This is a genomic window from Acinetobacter sp. YK3, from assembly GCF_001729365.1.
GTDB classification, from domain to species: domain Bacteria; phylum Pseudomonadota; class Gammaproteobacteria; order Pseudomonadales; family Moraxellaceae; genus Acinetobacter; species Acinetobacter vivianii.
In genome coordinates, this window is sequence record NZ_LZPJ01000018.1 from 1 (window position 1) to 21,678 (window position 21,678).

Annotated in this window: 17 protein-coding genes; 1 reads left to right on the forward strand and 16 read right to left on the reverse strand. The window is 43.1% G+C overall.

The annotated features are described in order from the left end of the window. The 16 genes from A9Z07_RS02535 to A9Z07_RS02610 form a co-directional block, all read right to left on the reverse strand. On the reverse strand, positions 1–327 hold a 327-nt coding region (locus A9Z07_RS02535), incomplete at its 3' end, for a hypothetical protein (RefSeq protein WP_264754270.1). Positions 328–408: 81 nt separating this feature from the next. Then, entirely contained in the window at positions 409–852 is a 444-nt protein-coding gene (locus A9Z07_RS02540) for a pilin (protein WP_413772617.1), read from the reverse strand. A 436-nt stretch (positions 853–1,288) separates the two neighbouring features. Continuing rightward, complete coding sequence (locus tag A9Z07_RS02545) at positions 1,289–1,849, reverse strand: TPM domain-containing protein (protein WP_005227635.1); 561 nt, start codon at positions 1,847–1,849, stop codon at positions 1,289–1,291. Then, complete coding sequence (locus A9Z07_RS02550) at positions 1,843–2,910, reverse strand: TPM domain-containing protein (RefSeq protein ID WP_069576637.1); 1,068 nt, start codon at positions 2,908–2,910, stop codon at positions 1,843–1,845. The genes A9Z07_RS02545 and A9Z07_RS02550 overlap by 7 nt, the downstream gene beginning before the upstream one ends. A gap of 37 nt (positions 2,911–2,947) precedes the next feature. Beyond that, on the reverse strand, positions 2,948–3,538 hold the full coding sequence (locus tag A9Z07_RS02555) for a LemA family protein (RefSeq protein ID WP_004776042.1): 591 nt from the start codon (positions 3,536–3,538) through the stop codon (positions 2,948–2,950). A 177-nt stretch (positions 3,539–3,715) separates the two neighbouring features. Then, entirely contained in the window at positions 3,716–4,606 is an 891-nt protein-coding gene (locus tag A9Z07_RS02560) for a metal-dependent hydrolase (protein WP_069576639.1), read from the reverse strand. Positions 4,607–4,776: 170 nt separating this feature from the next. Further along, complete coding sequence (locus tag A9Z07_RS02565) at positions 4,777–6,198, reverse strand: FAD-dependent oxidoreductase (protein ID WP_004776047.1); 1,422 nt, start codon at positions 6,196–6,198, stop codon at positions 4,777–4,779. 71 nt (positions 6,199–6,269) lie between these two features. Then, positions 6,270–10,748 (reverse strand): glutamate synthase large subunit, encoded by a 4,479-nt coding sequence (gltB, locus tag A9Z07_RS02570; protein WP_171248586.1) that lies wholly within the window; start codon positions 10,746–10,748, stop codon positions 6,270–6,272. Between the two features lie 461 nt (positions 10,749–11,209). After that, positions 11,210–12,067, reverse strand: a complete 858-nt coding sequence (locus A9Z07_RS02575) for a hypothetical protein (protein WP_069576641.1) — start codon at positions 12,065–12,067, stop codon at positions 11,210–11,212. 19 nt (positions 12,068–12,086) lie between these two features. After that, complete coding sequence (gene aroB, locus A9Z07_RS02580; protein ID WP_069576643.1) at positions 12,087–13,169, reverse strand: 3-dehydroquinate synthase; 1,083 nt, start codon at positions 13,167–13,169, stop codon at positions 12,087–12,089. A gap of 19 nt (positions 13,170–13,188) precedes the next feature. Further along, positions 13,189–13,758 carry a shikimate kinase AroK gene (aroK, locus tag A9Z07_RS02585; protein ID WP_104021896.1) on the reverse strand — a complete coding sequence of 190 codons (570 nt, stop codon included), beginning with the start codon at positions 13,756–13,758 and terminating at the stop codon, positions 13,189–13,191. Between the two features lie 10 nt (positions 13,759–13,768). Continuing rightward, positions 13,769–15,904 carry a type IV pilus secretin PilQ family protein gene (pilQ, locus tag A9Z07_RS02590; RefSeq protein ID WP_171248589.1) on the reverse strand — a complete coding sequence of 712 codons (2,136 nt, stop codon included), beginning with the start codon at positions 15,902–15,904 and terminating at the stop codon, positions 13,769–13,771. A gap of 61 nt (positions 15,905–15,965) precedes the next feature. After that, positions 15,966–16,493 (reverse strand): pilus assembly protein PilP, encoded by a 528-nt coding sequence (locus tag A9Z07_RS02595; RefSeq protein ID WP_004776058.1) that lies wholly within the window; start codon positions 16,491–16,493, stop codon positions 15,966–15,968. Positions 16,494–16,496: 3 nt separating this feature from the next. Continuing rightward, the gene (locus tag A9Z07_RS02600; RefSeq protein WP_004776059.1) at positions 16,497–17,216 is read right to left on the reverse strand and encodes a type 4a pilus biogenesis protein PilO; all 720 of its coding nucleotides are present in this window, start codon (positions 17,214–17,216) and stop codon (positions 16,497–16,499) included. After that, the gene (locus A9Z07_RS02605) at positions 17,213–17,869 is read right to left on the reverse strand and encodes a PilN domain-containing protein (RefSeq protein WP_069576647.1); all 657 of its coding nucleotides are present in this window, start codon (positions 17,867–17,869) and stop codon (positions 17,213–17,215) included. The genes A9Z07_RS02600 and A9Z07_RS02605 overlap by 4 nt, the downstream gene beginning before the upstream one ends. Then, complete coding sequence (locus A9Z07_RS02610; protein WP_004776062.1) at positions 17,869–18,927, reverse strand: pilus assembly protein PilM; 1,059 nt, start codon at positions 18,925–18,927, stop codon at positions 17,869–17,871. The genes A9Z07_RS02605 and A9Z07_RS02610 overlap by 1 nt, the downstream gene beginning before the upstream one ends. Before the next feature lie 163 nt (positions 18,928–19,090). Between A9Z07_RS02610 and A9Z07_RS02615 the strand changes: the two genes are divergently transcribed. Continuing rightward, the coding region (locus A9Z07_RS02615) for a penicillin-binding protein 1A (protein WP_081406398.1) at positions 19,091–21,678 on the forward strand (2,588 nt) is incomplete at its 3' end.

Genomic DNA, 21,678 nt, shown 5'->3' on the forward strand with positions numbered 1-21,678 from the left:
TGGAATAAAAACAAATAGATAGAGAAAATTTATTTCTCCATTGGAGAAATTTTTAATATAAAAAAAATAGACGGTATATATAAAAAATAAAGCCAGTATTTGTGGTAAAGGCGTTAAATCAGTAAAACGGCTTCCCATCCCTAAAATATAATACAACCAATCCGCGAACGGACGAAAATCTCCACCCCAATTATAAAATCCTCCTGCTGCACGGTATCCATCATCAAAATAATAAATATTCGGACTAAGCAATGCCCATATCCACAAAAGATTAAATGCAATAAATAAATGATATTTATATTTTTTTATTAAATTTAAAGCTTCCATTTTTTCCTCTGTAGAAACCTCCTTTATATAAAAATAAACTCTCTTTCGAGAGTTTATTTTCAACCTAAAATCTGTACAAGATTAAGAACCAGTACATGCTTTAGGTACATATTTTTGAGCAGCATTAGAACTACAAGTCCAAGTATTTGAACCAGCATTTGCATTACCTAAAGTAAGAACAAGATTTTTACCTTGAATACCTGTAGAAGTACCACTAGATCTCATAAGAGCTGTAATTGTACAACCACCTGTAGCAGCAGCAGTACCACCAGTTGTTACAGATAAAACATATTTACCATTAATATCTGTAGCAGCAGCAATACCATTTGCACCATTTGTAGGGCATGTACCATCTTGGGCAAATACTTCTGATACCGCACCTTTTACACCACTTGCCAACGTCATTGCTTCAGACATTTGCGCACGAGCGATATAATCCTGATATGCAGGAATCGCAATCGCCGCCAAAATACCAATGATCGCTACAACGATCATCAATTCGATAAGAGTAAAACCCTTTTGCATTGATTTCATAACATTTCTCCAATGGATATTTTTTATAAGCTTTTTTCAGCTACTTAGTATTTAGCATATTTTATGCCAGTCCTTAGCTTAGCCAATTTTACTCTAAAAAAACAGGGACTTAAAAAATTTTCATGTTGGATAAAAGCAGAGCAATTTAGACATTTTAAGAAAAAAAATGACAAATAACGTCAGCTTTACTGCTTTATTATTCATTTTTTTAGATATCAAATTTGACTATTTTCTAATTGTATTTAAATTGAGCGACCTGAATCACACAAAATTTATTTTAATTATTTTTTATTTTTTCTTGCCGTTTATCGGAAGCTGATCTCAACGCTTGCGATTTAGAAATTTACATATACAGAATAGTCTGCACAATAATTTATTTTTTCTAAAATAACAAGCCTGATTTTTGATGAGAAATTAAAAACCGAACTTAATTTAAAATAATCGGTTCGTTTGGCAGTTCATTTTGATCATTCAGATCTGATTTTACATAATACTGATCTAGAATCTGTCCAATTTCCGTAACCCCGTTGGTCACCGCTTGCAGATATTGCTTCTGAGCCAGCAACAACACGATACTTTGGCAAATTCCATTCCAGATTTCAGTTTGGGTGGCGTTTTTTAAGCCACGATCAATCACGATTTCAACTTTACGCTCGCACAGGTTCAAATACAGCAATACACCACTATTCAGTTCAGTATCCCAAACACCCAGTTCTGCAAATAGTTGCTGCGCCCGTAAGCGGGTATTTTGCTGATAGGCTTGCGAACATGGGATATGTCCTTCGATCACCACCTGTATTTCACCTACATGGCCTTTTTCCGCCTGCTGTACCGCTTTGGCAATCTCGGTTCGGTCTTGCTTGCTAAAATAACGATGCGCCGAGGAGACATAGAGGAAATGCTTAAACCAACGTTTCAAACTTGGTTGAACATGCTCATCCAGTTTTGGCTGGGTAATAATCTGTGTTGTATCTGTCTTGGTTACCATGAGCCTGATGCTCCTCCCCCGCCAAAGCTACCACCGCCGCCACTATAGCCACCGCCGCTGCCGCCAAAACCTCCACCACCACCGCCTCCGCGGCCGCCACTTGACAAGAACATCTGGAAAATCAGTTGCGCGAGTGAAGTAATCAATAAAAAGAAGATCCCGACACCAAGTAACAAGCTCATCACCAGACCAGCACCATTCACAAGGCCAGCGACTGTTGCTGCCACGGCAGCTGTTGAAGCACTTAAACGATTACCGACAATAAACGACCCGACCACACCTGCAATCAGGATAAATAAAGCCATGGTGAGGGTATTGTCTTTGGCTTGTTGCGCATGTAAGGCCTGCTCATGACGGTCTTTCAACTCTTGAGCGGCTTGTTGGGCAATCTCAGGGTCTAAATTTACAATACGGGTGATTTCATCTAAACCCGCTGAAATCCCCTGTGCGTATTGCCCTTGTTTAAAATAAGGGGTGATCTGATTTCGAATAATGCGACTAAGCACCAAATCTGGCAGTACCCCTTCCAGACCATAACCGGTCAAGATCTGAATATTACGGTCATTTACCGCAATCGCTATCAGCAAACCGTTATCACGTTTGGCTGAACCCAGTTGCCATTTTTCCCCAGCACGGAGTGCAAAATCAAAGATCGCTTCTTGTCCCGTGGTCGGCACGATAATCACACCAACTTGAGCCTTACCTTGTTGATAAAGACTCAGGATTTTCTGATTGAGCTGCTGCATTTCAGCATCACTCAATATCTTAGCCTGATCAATAACGGGCTGATTTAAGCTCGGCAATCCACGTATGGATTCACCTTCAGCCATGTCATCGGCAACTTTGGGCAATACAGGTGTTTCAGTATTCGATGTACTCGAAGGCGCGGGCTTATTCTTTTGCTGTTCCTGAATAATTTTGCCTGCAACCACCAGATCACTTTGATCTGTTGCGGTTGCAACCTCGGCCCAGACCGTATGTTGAAAACAAAGTGTCGCAAAAACAAGTAACAAGGCAGGTAAAAGCTGCTGTTTTAATCTTTGCTGTAACGCTTCTAACATACGGTCACTCCCCAACATTTAAAAACAATTTCAAAACTTAGTTAAATGAAACTGTTGGTGCTTGTTGAGCAGACTGTTCCGCCTTGAAGTTTTCTTTGGTTTTCATGCCAATCACTTTAGCGGTCAAAGCTTGAGGGAATTGACGTACATAGCCGTTATAGTCCTGAACGGTTGTAATATAACGGTTACGGGCAACCGCAATACGGTTTTCAGTGCCTTCTAACTGAGCTTGAAGGTCACGGAACTGCTCATTGGCTTTCAGGTCAGGATAGTTTTCCGAAACGGCGATCAAACGCGACAATGCACCCGTCAATTGGCTTTGTGCCTGTTGATATTTCTCAAATAAGGCAGGATCTTCCAGCACTTCTTTATCGACTTTCAAACCAGCAACATTCGAACGCGCCTGAGTCACCTCAGTCAGCACTTGTTCTTCATGTTTGGCATAACCTTTCACGACATTAACCAGATTCGGTACAAGGTCAGCACGGCGTTGATACTGGTTCTGTACTTCAGACCAAGATGCACTTACCGCCTCATCTTTCACTTGCAAAGTGTTATAACCACAACCTGTGAACAGGAGTGTGCTTGCCAATACGGTTGCGAGTGCTGTTTGCTTAATTGCTTTCATAAAAATTTATCCTCAGGTTTTTCTTTATATTTTTGCGATAGTTCATTGTAATGTGATTTTTTGCTGGCTGTGTAACATTTATTAAAGTTGATTTATCACTGTTTAAATAAAAAAGGCATTACTCAACGAAATTGATGTAATGCCATGCTAAGCAAACTTTATTTTTAAATAGGTTGGTTAACTATACAGTTGAGAGGCTGTCCCCTCCTGAAAACTCGCCATCCCATATTCATCTGCCATACGCGCTTTCCAGTAATTGACCAATTGCGTGTAATCATGTTTTGCAGGATGAAAATCGGCTTGATAGTAGGACAAATACTCTGGAATCAATTGAATAAACATTTTCGCCAATAAGTAAGTGCCAAACAGATTACCACCCAGCTTCGGTAAACTTTTCCATTTATCCTGCCAGATGAGTCGTGAAGTCGCATAGAAAGTGAGGCTGGCAAAGCCTGTAGTCACACTACGCATCAATAGACGGCGGATACGATCATCACCATAGACTTCCTGATAGACATCAAAAGCCACGGAACGATGCTCAATTTCTTCAATGGCATGCCATACCCACAATTTCATGGCATCATCATCCAGCGTACTTAAAATTTCTGGATGTTTCAGAATATAGCCGCCTAACATTGCAGTAAAATGCTCAAAAGCACAGGTCAAAGCCAACTGTAATTTAGGATGAATATTACGCAGCAAATCATCTCGTTTCGCCAGCCAAGCCTGAAAACGGTCTAAATTATAATCATCCCGTCGCCATGCATCATTAAACTCGGTATGCGCTTTGGAATGCATCGCTTCTTGCCCAATAAAGGCCGCAATTTGCGCCTGTAATTGTGGGTCTTTTACTTTGTCACGAACATTACGGACACTATTCACAAAGTACTGTTCGCCAATCGGAAAGGTCGAAGAAAGTGCAGTCAGCAGATGTGACATAACAGGTGAGTTGGCAAAATAATGGCGTTTGATTTTTTCTGGATTAAATTGCAAACGACGCACGGTAATCCCCAACGCTTTGGGGCGATTTAAATAGCTTTTTTCTACATTCGCATTTGCAAGGGCCATCGTGATTACCTTGTTCATTTTATAGTCCGTCTTCGAGTATTGCGCTGTACAAACATCTAGGACAGGGCAAAAAAGCTTAGAAGATTTGCCAAAACTACCAAAATGACAAGATGAAAAAATAAAGCCTGCATTAAGCAGGCTTTATTTCAATAGATTCTATCTTGTATTGATTAAACGCCAAGATAATCCAGAATACCTTCCGCAGCTTGACGGCCTTCCCAGATTGCAGTCACAACCAGATCAGAACCACGTACCATGTCACCACCCGCAAAGATTTTTGGGTTAGAAGTCTGGAACTTGAACTCTTGCTGTTCAGCGGCAACAACGCGACCTGAACCATCGAGGCTCACATTTGCACCACCAAACCAGTCTGCTGGGCTTGGGCGGAAACCGAAGGCAAGTAATACCGCATCTGCTGGCAAGATTTCCTCTGAACCAGGAACAGGCTCAGGGCTACGGCGACCACGACTATCAGGCTCACCCATTTGTGTGGTTACAACCTTAACGCCAGTGACTTTGCCATTCTCTCCTACAATCTCGATTGGTTGGCGGTTGAACAGGAATTTAACACCCTCTTCATAGGCATTTTTTACTTCGCGCGCAGAACCCGGCATGTTGCTTTCGTCACGACGGTAAGCACAAGTGACATCATGCGCACCTTGACGCAATGAAGTACGGTTACAGTCCATCGCGGTATCACCACCACCCAATACGATGACTTTCTTGCCATCTACGCTGATGTATTCGCTTGGATCTTTTTCCCAGCCTTGGCAACGGTTGACATTGGCAATCAGGAAGTCCAATGCATCGTAAACACCATTGAGGTCTTCACCTGGGAAACCACCTTTCATATAAGTATAGGTTCCCATACCCATGAATACAGCATCGTATTCAGCAAGCAATTGTTCAATGGTGACATCAACGCCAATCTCGGTATTTAAGCGGAACTCGATGCCCATACCAGTAAAGATTTCGCGACGACGTTTCATCACATCTTTTTCCATTTTAAATTCTGGAATACCGAATGTGAGCAACCCACCAATTTCAGGGCGTTTATCAAATACGACTGGCTTTACGCCACCACGCGCCAAAATATCAGCACAACCTAAGCCCGCTGGGCCTGCACCAATAATCGCAACTTTTTTATTGGTCCACTTTACCCCAGACATGTCTGGACGCCAGCCCAAAGCGAAAGCAGTATCATTGATATATTTTTCAGCATTACCAATGGTCACTGCACCAAAACCATCATTTAAGGTACAAGCACCTTCACATAAACGGTCTTGCGGGCACACACGACCACAAACTTCTGGCAAGGTGTTGGTTTGGTGGCAAAGTTCAGCGGCTTGGAAAATCTGGCCTTCTGCAATCAGTTTTAACCAGTTTGGAATGTAGTTATGTACCGGACATTTCCATTCACAATACGGGTTACCACACCCTAAACAACGGTGGGTCTGATTCGCAGCCACTTCCGCAGTAAAAGGTTTATAAATTTCCACAAACTCTGCCTTGCGGACAGTAATATCTTTTTTCTCTGGATCTTGGCGTGCTACATCCAGAAATTGAAAGTCATTATTAAGGCGCTCTGCCATGTCTCTCTCCGTGGGTAGGCGCAGCGATGTCCCTCATCTCTGCACCTGCCTATGTCTATGCAGTCGTGGAATTATTGTGGATCAGCTTGGGTTGTTTTCAAAAGCGTCTGTAAATTAGCAGCTTTTGGTTTCACCAGCCAGAACTTACGACTATAGAAGTCGAACTCATTACGGATCTTGTAAGCCCATGCACTACCCGTCTCCTGAATATGTTCATCCAAAATACGGAGTAGGTTTTCTTTGTGGTCTTCCATCGCTTCTGTAGAGATACGATTCAGATCAATAAGTTCGTGGTTATAGTAGTCGACAAAGTCATTATCAAGATCGAGTACATAAGCAAAACCACCCGTCATACCTGCACCGAAGTTATGACCTACTTTACCTAATACGGTTACCACACCACCCGTCATATATTCACAACAGTGGTCGCCCGCACCTTCAATAACCGCAAATGCGCCTGAGTTACGAACCGCGAAACGCTCACCCGCAGTTCCCGCAGCAAAGACTTTACCGCCAGTCGCACCATATAAACAGGTGTTACCAATAATTGCGGTATTTTGGGTCTGGAACGGTGAACCTTTTGGTGGAAAGATCGATACACGACCTCCAGCCATACCTTTACCGACATAGTCGTTGGCATCACCTTCAAGTTTGATATGCAAACCACCCGCATTCCATACCCCGAGTGACTGACCCGCAGTACCGATCAGGTTCATGACCACTGGATTATTTTCCATACCCAGATTGCCATAACGACGTGCAATTTCACCTGAGATACGCGCACCAATCGAACGGTCACAGTTACCTACAGTGAAGTTGAATGAACCACCTGTACCCGCTTCAATTGCTGGCAACATTTCTGCCACCATTTGCTCAGCCAAGACACCTTTATCAAATGGTGCATTGCCCTGAACTTGGCAATATTGCGCCTTACCGTCAGCCGCAGGGTGTGAGGTTAATAATGCACTGAGATCAAGATGTGCATGTTTATCCGTTTCACCTGGTAATACTTCGAGTAAATCCACACGGCCAATCAAGTCTTTCAGTGAGGCGACCCCCAATGCAGCCAACCATTCACGTGTTTCTTCTGCAATAAACTTGAAGAAGTTGATCAGCATTTCAGGTTCACCAATATAGTGTTCCTGACGTAAATGATCTTGCTGTGTTGCAACACCCGTTGCACAGTTGTTCAAGTGACAGATACGCAGATATTTACAGCCCAATGCGATCATTGGTGTAGAACCGAAACCGAAGCTTTCCGCACCTAAAATAGCGGCCTTGATGACATCCAGACCCGTTTTCAAACCACCATCGGTTTGTACACGAACCTTGCCACGCAAGTCATTTACACGGAGTGCTTGATGCGCTTCGCTTAGACCCAATTCCCATGGTGAACCCGCATGGTGAATCGATGAAAGTGGTGATGCCGCTGTACCACCGTCATAACCTGAAATGGTAATGAAATCAGCATACGCTTTTGCAACACCTGCAGCAATTGTTCCAACACCCGGTTCAGATACCAGTTTGACTGATACCATCGCTTGAGGATTGACCTGTTTCAAGTCAAAGATCAATTGTGATAAATCTTCAATCGAATAAATATCATGATGCGGTGGTGGTGAAATCAAGGTAACACCGGGTACTGAGTAACGTAAACGTGCAATTAAGCCATTCACTTTACCACCTGGTAACTGACCACCCTCACCCGGTTTTGCACCTTGTGCTACTTTGATCTGTAATACTTCAGCAGATGTTAGGTAAGCTGGCGTTACACCAAAACGACCTGATGCAATCTGTTTGATTTTCGAGTTACGAATCGTGCCATAACGAGCAGGATCTTCACCGCCCTCACCCGAGTTCGAACGACCACCAATGGTATTCATGGCAATCGCAATCGCTTCGTGTGCTTCTGGTGATAATGCACCTAAAGACATACCCGCAGAGTCAAAACGTGGCAGAATTTCTTCAATCGTTTCAACCTGATCAATCGCAATTCCATCCGTGGTTTTTAACTTGAATAAATCACGAATCGTTGCAACTGGACGGTTATTAACCAGTTCTGCATATTCTTTAAAGTCAACGTATTGGCCTGAACGTACAGCTTTATGCAAGGCATTGATCACGTCTGGGTTAAACGCATGGTACTCTTTACCAAATACGAATTTAAGCAAACCACCTTGATCAATCGGCTTACGGTTCTGCCAAGCAGTCGTCGCCAATTTCTTCTGGTCATTTTCAAGGTCAGCAAAAGTCGCACCTTGAATACGGCTTGGTACGCCAAGGAAACATTTATCAACCACTTCAGAAGATAAACCGACTGCTTCAAATAACTGACCACCACGGTAAGAGGCAACCGTCGAGATACCCATTTTAGAAAGAACTTTGAGTAAACCTTTCTCAATCCCTTTACGGAAGTTTGCTTGTGAATGGATTGGGTCACCCAATAATTCGCCTTTAGCAACCAAGTCATTGATGACATCATAAGCCAAATATGGATATACGGCAGTCGCACCAAAGCCAAGTAATACCGCAAACTGATGTGGATCACGTGCAAAACCTGTTTCAACTAAAATGTTCGCATCAGTACGCAAACCTGTTTTAATCAAATGATGGTGTACTGCACCTGTTGCCAATGCAGAGTTTGCAGGCAAGAAGCCTTCACGGAAGTTTTTATCTGTTAATACAATCAGCGTTTTGCCATCACGTACCGCCTGTGCTGATTCTTCACAGATACGTGCAATCGCTGCTTGTAAACCTTCAGTTTCAGCATAGTTCAGATCAATATCAACCACGCCATAGCCTTCGCGCTCTTTTTCAACATCGCGAAGCTGCTGCATTTTTGAATTAGACAATACAGGACTTGAAATGATGATACGGTCGGCATGCTCTGGGCCTTGCTCGAACACGTTCTGTTCACGGCCTAAACAGGTTTCCAGTGACATTACGATCGATTCACGTAATGGATCGATTGGCGGGTTAGTGACCTGAGCAAACTGCTGACGGAAATAGTCAGAAACATGGCGTACTTGACGAGACAATACCGCCATTGGGGTATCATCGCCCATTGAACCGACAGCTTCCTGACCACTTTCTGCGATTGGACGTAACAGTTGATCGCGCTCTTCAAATGTTACCATGAACATTTTTTGTGCTGCTTTTAACTTATCACCTGTTAGGCCTTGATCCACCAATTGCTCTTCAAGCTGTGGATTTGCCTGTAAGCGAATCGCATGATCACGCAACCATTCACGGTATGGACGCATGTTTTTCAGGTGATTGCTGACATCTTTAGTATCAAGCACTTTGCCAGTTAAAGTATCGACTACGAGGATTTGACCAGGGCCAACACGACCTTTAGACACGACATCTTCTGGCTCATAACCCCATACGCCGATTTCAGAAGCAAGTGTGATGTAATCATTTTTTGTGATTACCCAACGCGCTGGACGTAAACCATTACGGTCAAGCATACAGATCGCATGACGACCATCCTGAATCACCAGACCTGCTGGGCCATCCCATGCTTCCATGTGCTTCGAGTTGAATTCATAGAAGGCACGTAAGTCAGCATCCAGAGTTTCAACGTTTTGCCATGCTGGTGGAACAAGCATACGTAGTGCACGGAACAGATCCATGCCACCACCAACAAGAATTTCAAGCATGTTATCTAGGCTTGATGAATCCGAACCTGTACGGTTTACGATCGGATTTAACTCAGTCAGACCAGGAAGTAATGCATTTTCAAATTTTGGTGTACGTGCCAAAGCCCAGTTACGGTTCGCCGTAATGGTATTAATTTCACCATTATGTGCAAGGTAACGGAATGGCTGTGCCAATGGCCAACGTGGCAAGGTATTGGTCGAGAAACGTTGGTGGAACACCACGATATGTGATTTTAAGCGCTCGTCAGCCAAGTCGGTATAGAAGTCAGCAATCGCTGCTGGCATCATGAGACCTTTATAGCTGATCACTGTAGTCGCTAATGTAGTCACATAGAATAATGGATCATTTTGTAATTTTTGTTCTGCACGACGACGAGCCAAGAAGAGTTTACGGTTAAACTCAACTTCGGTTAAACCCATTGGGCAGTTCACGAGAATCTGTTCAAATGCAGGTAAAGATTGAAGTGCAATCTCACCTAAGGCATCGTTATTGGTTGGAATGACACGCCATGCTGCAACGGTCAGGCCCGCAGCTTCGATTTCCTTATTTAAAATGTTTTTCGCATTTTGCGCTAAAGCAGGATCAATATTTAAAAATACCGTACCAGCAGCAAAAATCTCAGTCAGGTTGGTTCCCAGTTTCTGAGCTTCGTCACGGAAAAATTGTTTCGGCATCGCCAATAACAATCCGCACCCATCTCCTGTTTTACCATCCGCGGCAATACCACCACGGTGCGTCATGCAACTTAAACTGTGAATCGCAGTTTCGACCAGATGATGGCTTGATTCACCCTTCATATGGGCAATCAGACCAAAACCACAGTTATCCTTAAACTCGTCAGGCTGATATAAACCTTGAGCGGGAGCTACAGTATTAGGCGATGGCATGTGCATAGCGTACCCTTCTTTCAACATGGCTCTTTCGAGCAACAAACATTCAATTCATTTTCTGCGATATTGCCGATCAACTCATTTAAAGTTCAATGCTTCGCGAAAACATTTTTACTGGCGGATTTGCAATATACGCCTTTCTTTTTAAAGACGCAGTGCATTTCGCCATCTAAAGTGTTTTCAGTTATTACACCCTCAAAAAAGTTTGTAAAGCACAAAAACTTTCCATTTCACTAAACTAATGAATCATTTAGTACCAAAAGGCGCAATGAGCAGACAAATTAGCACCACAAGAATGCAAAAAACATGCCATGTAAAATAGGATTTACTAAATCATTAAAAAAATTAAAATAACTTTAAATTATAAGGGGCAAAGAACTTGCCCCTAGTTATAAAACGCACCAAAAAAAATCATGTTGCTATAAAAAGAATCACTTCTGCACAATTTTAGTGCAACATCAATTAAATGGGTCGCTTACTTCTCGTTTAGAAGAATCTGAATTTTCTTTTATTTTTTCAGCATTTGTCGGTGCTGGAGGGGCCGATTGGCTTTGTTTAACGTTAACGACATTACCTTGTGCATCACGTTGAGTCACAGTCGTTTTAACAGTTGTTGATGAATCTGCCGCCCGATTGCTCGTTGCTGGTGCTCGATTCATTAACAAGGTTTCATCCACTCTAGGCAGTGCTGCAGGTCTTAACTGTACTGCATAAAGCTGATTGGTCGCCGATTTCATTTCATCAGAGCCCAAATCATTCACAAACTCAGCATATGTTGTCAGCTGCTGTGCTTTCGGCTTTATCGACTCAGGAAGTGCCAGATTGAGCTGGGCAAATTGACGGGTGGCTTCTTCTGCATTTGAAAAAGCACCATAAGTAAGCACATATTGCTCAACCTGATCTTCACCACTCAGACGGAAATAAACAAACTTCTTGCGATCAGCTCGATTTAACAAGAAATTTTTAATAATTGCTTCATCTGAACTGCGGAAAATCTCCATCGTCCACTGACGTTGATTATCCTTAATATATTTGGTTCCACGAAACTCAGGTGCATGATCATTAGAGACAACAACACGTGTCGTGGTATCTAATGGCTTCACTTCATCCGAGAGTGCACCCAGATGTGCAGTCGCTGCCACCTTTTCAGGTTGAATCTGAACCTGTGTTTCCGTTTCAGTCGGCTGTTGCTCTTTGACCAGTGCTTTAGTATCCGTAACGCCCCAGAATATCAATGCAGCAATTAAACAAGCCAACGCGAAAACGAGCCAGCTATATTGTTGAATATTTTGCCAAATTGATCGTGACACAGCCATGCTTTACCCAAATAATTAATTATGCAGATTGATTTGCAAGAATAGATTGTTTCATTAACTCAACGTCAAAGTCTTTGGTAATCACCGCCTGACCTAATGTTTTCAATAAAACCAGACGTAATTGCCCATTTAAGACTTTTTTATCATGCGACATATAAGCCAAGAATTCATCTAATGGAATTTTTGGACATGATATCGGTAAATTGGCGCGTTGAATGATATTTTTTGTACGTTGTACATCTTCGGCTGAAATCCAACCTAAACGATGAGACAAATCTGCTGCCATCACCATACCCGTAGCTACCGCTTCACCATGCAACCATGTGCCGTAACCCAGATAAGATTCAATCGCGTGTCCAAAAGTATGCCCAAGATTGAGTAAGGCACGCTCGCCCTGCTCTTTTTCATCATTTGCAACAATACGAGCTTTATGTGCGCATGAGCGATACACCGCTTCTGCCAATAAGTTTGCATCACGTGCAACCAAAGCATCCATGTTCTGTTCTAACCAGACCAGAAAATCAACATCACCCAATAAGGCATATTTAATCACTTCTGACAGGCCCGCAGACAGTTCGCGATTTGGCAAAGTCTCTAGCTGAGCCATATCCGCCAGCACCACTTGTGGCTGCTGGAAAGCACCCAGCATATTCTTGCCCAACGGATGGTTAATACCCGTTTTGCCACCTACGCTTGAGTCAACCTGTGACAACAAGGTGGTTGGCACCTGAACAAAATAGACACCACGCTGGAAACAGGCTGAGGCAAAACCGGCCATATCGCCAATGACACCACCACCCAAAGCCAGTACGGTACAATCCCGATTAAAGCCTGCTTCAAGCAAAGCATCGAAAATAAGATTCAAATGCTGAAGGTCTTTATATTTCTCACCATCTGGCAAAATGCATTGAGCAACTTGTTTATCAAGCTGGGTCAAGGCATCCATATAATGTTGTAAATATAAAGGCGCAACCGTTGAGTTAGACACCAGCATGACTTGTCGACCATGTAAATAAGGCTCAAGCAATTCTTTTGGATCTAAATGACTACCAATAAATATTGGATAACGACGATCACCCAACTCAACATGTAACGTTTGCATAATGACAACCAACCAGCGATTACTTAACTTGTTTAGATAAAATGACGTGCAAGATACGTTGTGCTAAATCCCGTGCGGCACCTTGATTTGTTTCAATGACATAGTGTGCGACCTCGCGATATAAAGGATCGCGCAGTGCCAATAAGTCACGTAGTTTTTGCTCTGGATTTTCGACTTGTAATAAAGGGCGATTTTTATCGCGATAGGTTCGCTGTAGTTGTAACTCTACAGGAGTATAAAGATAAACAACGATACCACGCTGTTTAAGAAATTCTCGGTTTTTCACTTGGGTGACTGCGCCACCGCCTGTAGCCAATACCAATAATGGACGAGAGGTTAAGTCATTCAATACATTGGTTTCGCGTAACCGAAATCCGACTTCCCCTTCTTTTTCAAAAATCCATGGAATTGTGGCACCTGTTTTACGTTCGATTTCATGATCGCTATCAATAAAATCACGGCCTAGCAATTCTGCTAAATGCCGGCCAACTGTTGTTTTTCCTGCCCCCATTGGCCCTACCAAATAAATATTTGGTAGGGTTTCAAACGCTTTGCTTGGCAACGCGCCACCTATATGAATTGCGATTATTGAAAATATATTAATGATTTCTGGTTAAAGTGTCATTAACAATTCTCGGCGTAATAAAAATAAGTAGCTCACGTTTATTGTCTGTTTTCAAGTCACGGCGGAATAAGCGTCCGACATAAGGTAAGTCACCCAAGAATGGTACTTTCACTTGAGAACTGATATTTTCCTGCTCAAAAATACCACCGAGCACTACGGTTTCACCATTATCCACCAGTACATTGGTATCAATCTGGTTTTTATTAATGGTGAGCTGTCCTGTTGGTGTCGGCGTACTTTGCGAGTCTTTGGTAATGTTCAATTTCATCATGACTTTACCGTCAGGGGTAATGCTTGGTGTCACATCCAGACTTAAGGTCGCATCAATAAACTCTGTTTTAGGCACGGCATTCGCACCACCACCGGTTGATGAGGTATAAGGAATTTTCTTACCCGATTCAATTTTTGCAGCTTGCTTGTCGGCAGTCATGACTTTTGGCGTCGAAATTACTTCTCCATAACCATCGGCTTGTACCGCTGAAAGTTCTAAATCCAGCATAAAGTCTGACAGGCTAATTAAACCAAAAGCAATACGGCTTGCTCCAGGTGTAACTGCACCTAAGTCGACATTCAGGTTATCTGGACGTTCAATTTCATATTTCCAGCCACCTGTATCGCTATCTTTTTCAGGCTTTCTTAAATCCCATAATGTCTGATCACTACCGCCCACTAACAGGTCATTATTTTTAGTAATCCCTTGAGACAAGATTCCCCATTTCACACCCATCTCTTTGGTGAAATCAGTACTGGCACTGACAATACGCGCTTCAATCATGACCTGTTTAACCGATACGTCCAGCAGATCAACCATCTTACGGATCTGGTCAATTTTCTGAGAAGTATCATTCACGATTAAGGTATTGGTACGCGGGTCAATCGAAATGGTTCCGCGAGGACTTAACAAGCCACCCGCTAAATTGTCATTGCTGATTGAATTGGAAGAATTACCATTATTAGTATTCGCGTTCTTTCCTTGGGTAATCAGCTTTTCAATATCCGCTGCTTTTGCATAGCTTAACGTAATATATTCAGTTTGCAGAGGCGCCAGTTTTACGCTTTGTGCCTGCGCTTTGGCTTCTTCTTCCTCAGCCTTAATCAGCTCTGAAACTGGTGCAATCCAGATCACATTACCATTACGACGCTTGTCCAGATTCTTGGTTTTCAAGACAATATCCAAAGCCTGATCCCACGGCACATCTTTAAGACGTAAGGTGATATTACCTTGCACCGTATCTGCGGCAACCATATTAATACCGGTAAAGTCTGCAAGTAACTGCAATACACGGCGTACTTCAATATCCTGGAAGTCTAAAGAAATTTTATTCCCAGTATAGGTTTGTGTCTTGGCCTTGGTCGGTGATTTATCTTCAGGACGCTTTAAGCTGATAGTCAGTTTATTTTCTGCCTGATAAGCCATATATTCATAGCTACCCGCAGATTGAATGGTGATGACACCATTTCCTTTGTCGTTATAGGCATCAATACTTGCGACAGGCGTTGCGAAGTCATTGGTATTTAAACGACGAGCCAAATGCGTCGGGATTTTATTCCCCATGGTACGCACAACAATCTTACTGCCTTGCTGTTGTACATCTACAGGTGTGTTATTCCCTAATAAATCAATAACCACCAGCCCTTCGCCTTGATTGCCACGCTGGAAACCAATGTTGGAAATACCTTGTTGCGCCTGACGCACAGCAGCGACTGGAGCCGCCATTGCCGCAGGCTTGGCTGAATTAATTTTCAGTACAAAAGTATTGCCTTCCACACGTGTCGTAAATGCACCAGCATCTTTCAAATTCACAATCACACGAGAACGTTGGTCATCTGCCGCAACTTCAACAGAACTTGCTTCATTGGTTGAAACTGGAATAGAAGTTTGTTTTAAAGTTTGTTGTGCTTTATCAAAATCCAGAATCAAGCGAGCAGGCTGTTCAAGCTGATAAGCTTGTGGTTGCGGTGGCAAACCATTAAACATGACGCGGATTTCTGTACCTTGTTCAGCCAAATTCATGGGTACAATATTGGTCATGCTGACTTGTGCTGAGGCAACCTGCATCACAGCAAGCGTAATCGCAGCCATAGAAAATTGACGGAATGCATGATTCATGGTCTTCGCTTCCCCAAATAAAGAATCTTTAAACTGTTTTTTCATTGTTATTCCCTTAATCTTATGGTGCTGGCCCAATGAGAACGAGTGTTCGAGGTCTTTCTACGTAACCTTCTCGTCCATCAGGTACGATTTCCACCAAATCTATCTGAGTCGGGCTAATTTTAATGATGCGCCCCTGATTCATCCCCAAATAACTACCCACTTGTACGCGCTCGATTTGCCCATCAGGTGTTTGAATTAAAGCAATCGTCTCGCTGCTTCTGCCACGCATGCTACCCTTCATATTTAATGATTCCAGCGCATAGCTCTCTAGCGGTTGTGGCTGACGATTAAAGTTCGGATACACACGTTTGCCTGCCATAATCTTTAACTCGGCAGCTAAAGAACTTGGCATAAATGGGCTTTTCAGCTGATGCGCCGAATAGTTAAATAACGGTACAGGTGTAAATACAGGTGCAGGTTCAATCGGTAAAGGCGGCTGATTTCGGATCTCAGCCATCTTCTGGTTGACTGCATCAATACGCGAATCACATCCAACCAACCCCAATCCAAGCAACAAGCTAAGTAGTAATTTATAATTATTCATGGCTTACTTTCCTCCTGCAGCAGGTGGATTATTTGTCGCTGCCGCAGCGGCATTGGCCTGATCATCCGCACCTACATAACGGTAGGTCTTGGCTTTCACAGTATAATTCACCACAGGAATATCAGATTTTTTCTGGGTATCTTCTTTTGCTTCAACCGTAAAGTCATGCAAAGTCACAATACGAGGCAACGCCGCAATACCTGTCACGAAAGCACCAAATGCATGGTAGTCGCCTGTCGCATCGATACTGATTGGCTGCTCAATAAAGAACTCTTGTTTGACTTCATTTTCCAGACGGATGTTTTTAAATTTCAGGCCAGAGTTAACACCCGTCAAGTTGATATCTTCAACCAGACTCGGAATCTCTGTTTCTTTTGGTAGCTGTTCTAATTGTTGATTAAAATTCGCTTCCATTTCTTGCAACTGCGCTTGATATTGTTGCAAGTTACGCAGTTTGGAATCTTTTTCTCTAAATTCATTCAGTAAACTTTGTTCCTGCGCCTGAGCATTCTCAATCGCTTCGAGCTGAGATTTAATCACCACAAAATAACCCAGCGCAATCACAGCTAAAAATACGAAGATCCAGCACGTGATTTTGACGGATAAAGGCCAACTGCCGTAATTGTTCATGTCCAGCGTATTAAATTGCTGGAAGAACTGCTCGACTGTCATTTTCTTTTTCTTGACAGCAACGGTGTCTTGATTCAATTCATCTTGGTTCATTTCACGGCCCCCGCTGCTACTGTCCCTGATGCTGCCTGTTCTGTTGTTGGTGCAGCCTCAACAGTTGTACCAATCTCACCCAAATCTACAGTGACAATAAAACTTCCATAATTTTCCTCAACCCGAGGAACCAGCGAGCTTGCTGCCTTATCTTTGTTTTTATCTTCATCTACTGCAAGGAATGAATTCATAAAGGCATTGCGATACCACGGCGAAGCCTCAAGATTACGCAACAGTTCAGCCACGGTATTCGGGCTTTCCGCTTTACCTTCGATGGTGAATTTATCACCTGTACGGGTAAACTTGGTCAAGTACATGGTTGGTGGCGTGACGCGAACCAGTTCATCCACCAGACGTACCGTAACTGGACGCTGCCCTTGTAAACCCTGAATCAGCTTCATACGCTCAATAATGGCATTACGGCGTTCTTGCAAACCATCCAGAGCTTTCAGTTGTGTATCCAGATTCTGATTGGTACTCACAATCAGCTGATTGGCCTGTTCCTGATCACTCAGTTTATGGTCAAAATACATCCACCCTGAAAAAACCGATGCAACCCCTAATGCAGCAACCCCAACACAAAAAGCGACAAACTGTTTCTTTCTTTGTTCTCTTAGCTCATCACGCCAAGGGAGTAAGTTAATCTTTGCCATTAATCAAAACTCCTCATTGCCAAACCACATGCCACCATTAAAGAGGAAGCATCATTTTCAATTTTTTTAATATCAATTTGGGGAGAAAAACCCATTTGTAAAAATGGATTGGCAATGGTCACCCGATAACCGAGCTTTTGTTGTAATAATTTCGCCAGACCAGGAATATTGGCATTCCCGCCAGCAAGTAAAATATGGTCAATCTCATTAAACTGAGAAGATGAAAAGAAGAACTGGAGTGAACGTGCAGCTTGCTGAACGACTGCATCAAGGAAAGGCTCAAGCACCTCGGTATCATAATCGTCTGGCAGTGTTCTTTCTTTTTTGGCACGACCCGCTTCCTCAAAAGACAAGCCATAGCGACTTTGTACATCTTGAGTCAGTTGACGACCGCCAAACACTTGCTCACGGGTATAGATAATTTTACCTTTCTGCATCACAGAAAGCGTAGTCATGGTATGACCAATATCCAGAATACCGACCGTATTGGCACCCATTGGCAAAGTATCGGCAAAGACACTAAAAGCACGCTCCATTGCGTAACTTTCAACTTCGGCGATTTTTGCAGTGAGGCCAGCCAGTTCAAGCACTTCGACTCGCGTATCTACATTTTCTGTTCGCGTGGCCACGAGCAGTACGTTTACCCGGTTTGCATTGGCCAAACGGTCAGGTAAAACTTCAAAATCCAGACTCACTTCATCTAACGGGAACGGAATGTATTGCTCAGCATCCATACGGATCTGAACTTCACGTTCTTCATCCGACATGTCAGCATCCATTTCTATAATCTTGTTAATGACCATAGAAGTAGGCACTGCAAATGCAACATTGGTGGTGTGAGGATTCGCAAGGTTGACGACTCTCTCAAGCGCATCACCCACCGCCTCTGGGTTCAGAATGCTTTTTTCCACTACACTATTTTCAGGTAATGGCATCACCGCATAACTTTCAACCCAATATCTACCGTTCTTTACAGAGAGCTCCAATAATTTAACAGTTGTCGAACTAATATCGACACCCACTAACCCCTTATTTGGTTTACGATATAACCTGAGCACAGTACTTTCCTATTTATTTTTTTATCCCCAAAAATTCAACATACTAATTTTGTTTTGGTCTTTAATTGATACGGATACAATAACTCATCTAACAATCCGCATGTCTAAAGGATATACTGACCACAATTAGTTTGCCATTCGCTCTTATTAAAACTTACTTATTATGAAAAAGCTATCCAGTTCTGGTATTGTTCGCCCATTTTTTTTGATCGTTATTATTATCTTAGTCTCACTTCCAATGGGATTTTATGGCATGTATCTCTATCTCGCGCCATCATTGCCAGATATGAGCTCATTAAAAAAAGCGCCTTTATTAAAACCATTGCAAGTCTATACGGCAGATAATAAGTTGATTGCGGAATATGGCGGGAAATTATCAATTCCTGTTAAGTATGAACAGATTCCTCCGACCTTTATTCATGGTTTCCTTGCAGCAGAAGACTCCTCATTTTTTGAGCATAACGGCATCAGTTTTAAAGGCTTAGGGCGAGCTTTGACTGAATCTGTTACGGGTTCTGATGTCCAGACTGGGGGCTCAACCATTACCATGCAGGTTGCGAAGAACTATTATTTAAGTCCAGACCGAACACTAAGACGTAAACTGACTGAGGTTTTTCTTGCACGAAAAATCGAACAGAATTTAACAAAACAGGAAATTTTGACGGCGTATGTCAATAAAATTTTCTTGGGTAAAAATGCCTACGGTATCGCTGCGGCTGCTCGTATCTATTACAACAAAAACCTGAATGAGCTAACCACCGCACAAATGGCAATGATTGCGGGTTTACCGAAAGCACCATCAAAATATAATCCTGTGGTTAACCCAGAACGTGCGCTTGAGCGTCGTAACTGGATTTTGGGACGTATGCTGCAGTTGGGTTATATCAACCAGAATCAATACCAGCAAGCGGTTGCCGAGCCAATCAATCTGAACATGGTTGATCGCTCGGTGAGTAACGTTTTTCCCTATGTCGGAGAAATGGTCCGTTCCGAATTAGTTGAGCATTTTGGCGAACAGGCGATTGACTCGGGTTACAAGGTTTACACCACCGTTGATAGCAACCGTCAGCGTTATGCAGAACAAGCGATTCAAAATGGACTGGAAGCATATGACCGTCGTCATGGCTGGCGCGGTCCAGAGGCACATGATAAACCTTTAAAACAGTTCATGGCTTATGCGAACACCTACCCTGCTCAAGTCACCAAAGTGAATAACAATTCTTTTGAAGCCTTAATGCAAGATGGCTCAACCGTAACAGTGAACTGGTCAGGCATGTCTTGGGTACGTCCATATCGCAACGCCAATAGCGTGGGTGGCGCACCATCGAATGCTTCACAAATTGTCAAAGTCAAAGATATTGTGCGTTTGCGTCCAAATGAAGGCAAAACGGTATGGGCTTTGACTCAAGTACCAAAAGTACAGGGCCAGCTCATTGCCATTAATCCAAATGACGGTGCAATTGAAGCGGTTGTCGGTGGCTATAACTTCTATCAATCAAAATTTAACCGTGCTTTACAAGGTTGGAGACAACCTGGTTCGACCATTAAACCATTCGTGTATGCGCTGGCTTTAGAGCGTGGTATGACGCCATATAGCATGGTTAACGATAGCCCGATTACCATTGGTAAATGGTCACCAAGAAACGCGGATGGGCGCTATCTTGGTATGATTCCATTACGCCGTGCCCTTTACTTGTCACGAAACTCGGTTTCTGTCCGTTTATTACAAAATGTCGGGATCGAACGTACCCGCCAACTGTTTATGGATTTTGGTTTACAAGATGACCAGATTCCACGTAACTACACCATTGCCTTAGGTACGCCACAAGTATTGCCGATTCAAATGGCAACAGGTTATGCGACATTTGCCAATGGCGGTTACCGTATCCAGCCGCACTTTATTACACGTATTGAAGATGCGTATGGCAAAGTCATTTATGAAGCGAAGCCTGAGTATGCATGTATTCCTTGTATTGCCACTGCAAAGAACGATGCAAAACAACAAACAGCTGACGCAAGCAAAAAAGATGAAGTAAAAGAAATCACCAATGAGACTTTGGATGATACAAATGCAGCATCTGAAGTACCAATGACTGCTGCTGATACTGAAAAAGCAAGCAAGCCAAATGGTGACTATCGTCAGGCACAACGTATCCTGAAATCAAGCTCAGCTTATGACATGGCCAACATCTTACGTGATGTAATTCAACACGGTACTGGACGTGCTGCGATGAAAATCGGACGTGATGATTTGGGTGGTAAAACAGGAACAACCAACGATGCGAAAGATGCATGGTTCGCGGGCTTCAATGGCAAGTTGGTTGCTGTGGCCTGGGTTGGCTTTGACCAACCGCGTACGCTAGGTCGTCGTGAATACGGTGGTGTTGCAGCGCTTCCGATCTGGACTAACTTTATGGGTCAGTCATTAAAAGACACGCCATCGGCATGGGTTCGTCTAGATAAAGAGGCGAAAGATCCAATTTCGCGTGATAAATTACAGATCCAGCAAAGTGAAGACAAAAAAGAATATCGTGCTTCGCCACCATTGGCTCGTCCACTTTATCGCCCTGCACCGCCGGCACCAACACGTTCAACTCAGAATGACTTTTCTGATTTGCCAGGAACAACGTCACCAACCTCAGTTGAGGAACGTCCGATTGTCCCTGCCAAAAAGCAGCCACCAGCAATGGGGAATAATCCAGCACCTCAAAAAGAGCGTGACGGAATTGAAAATCTGATTAATCAGATTCA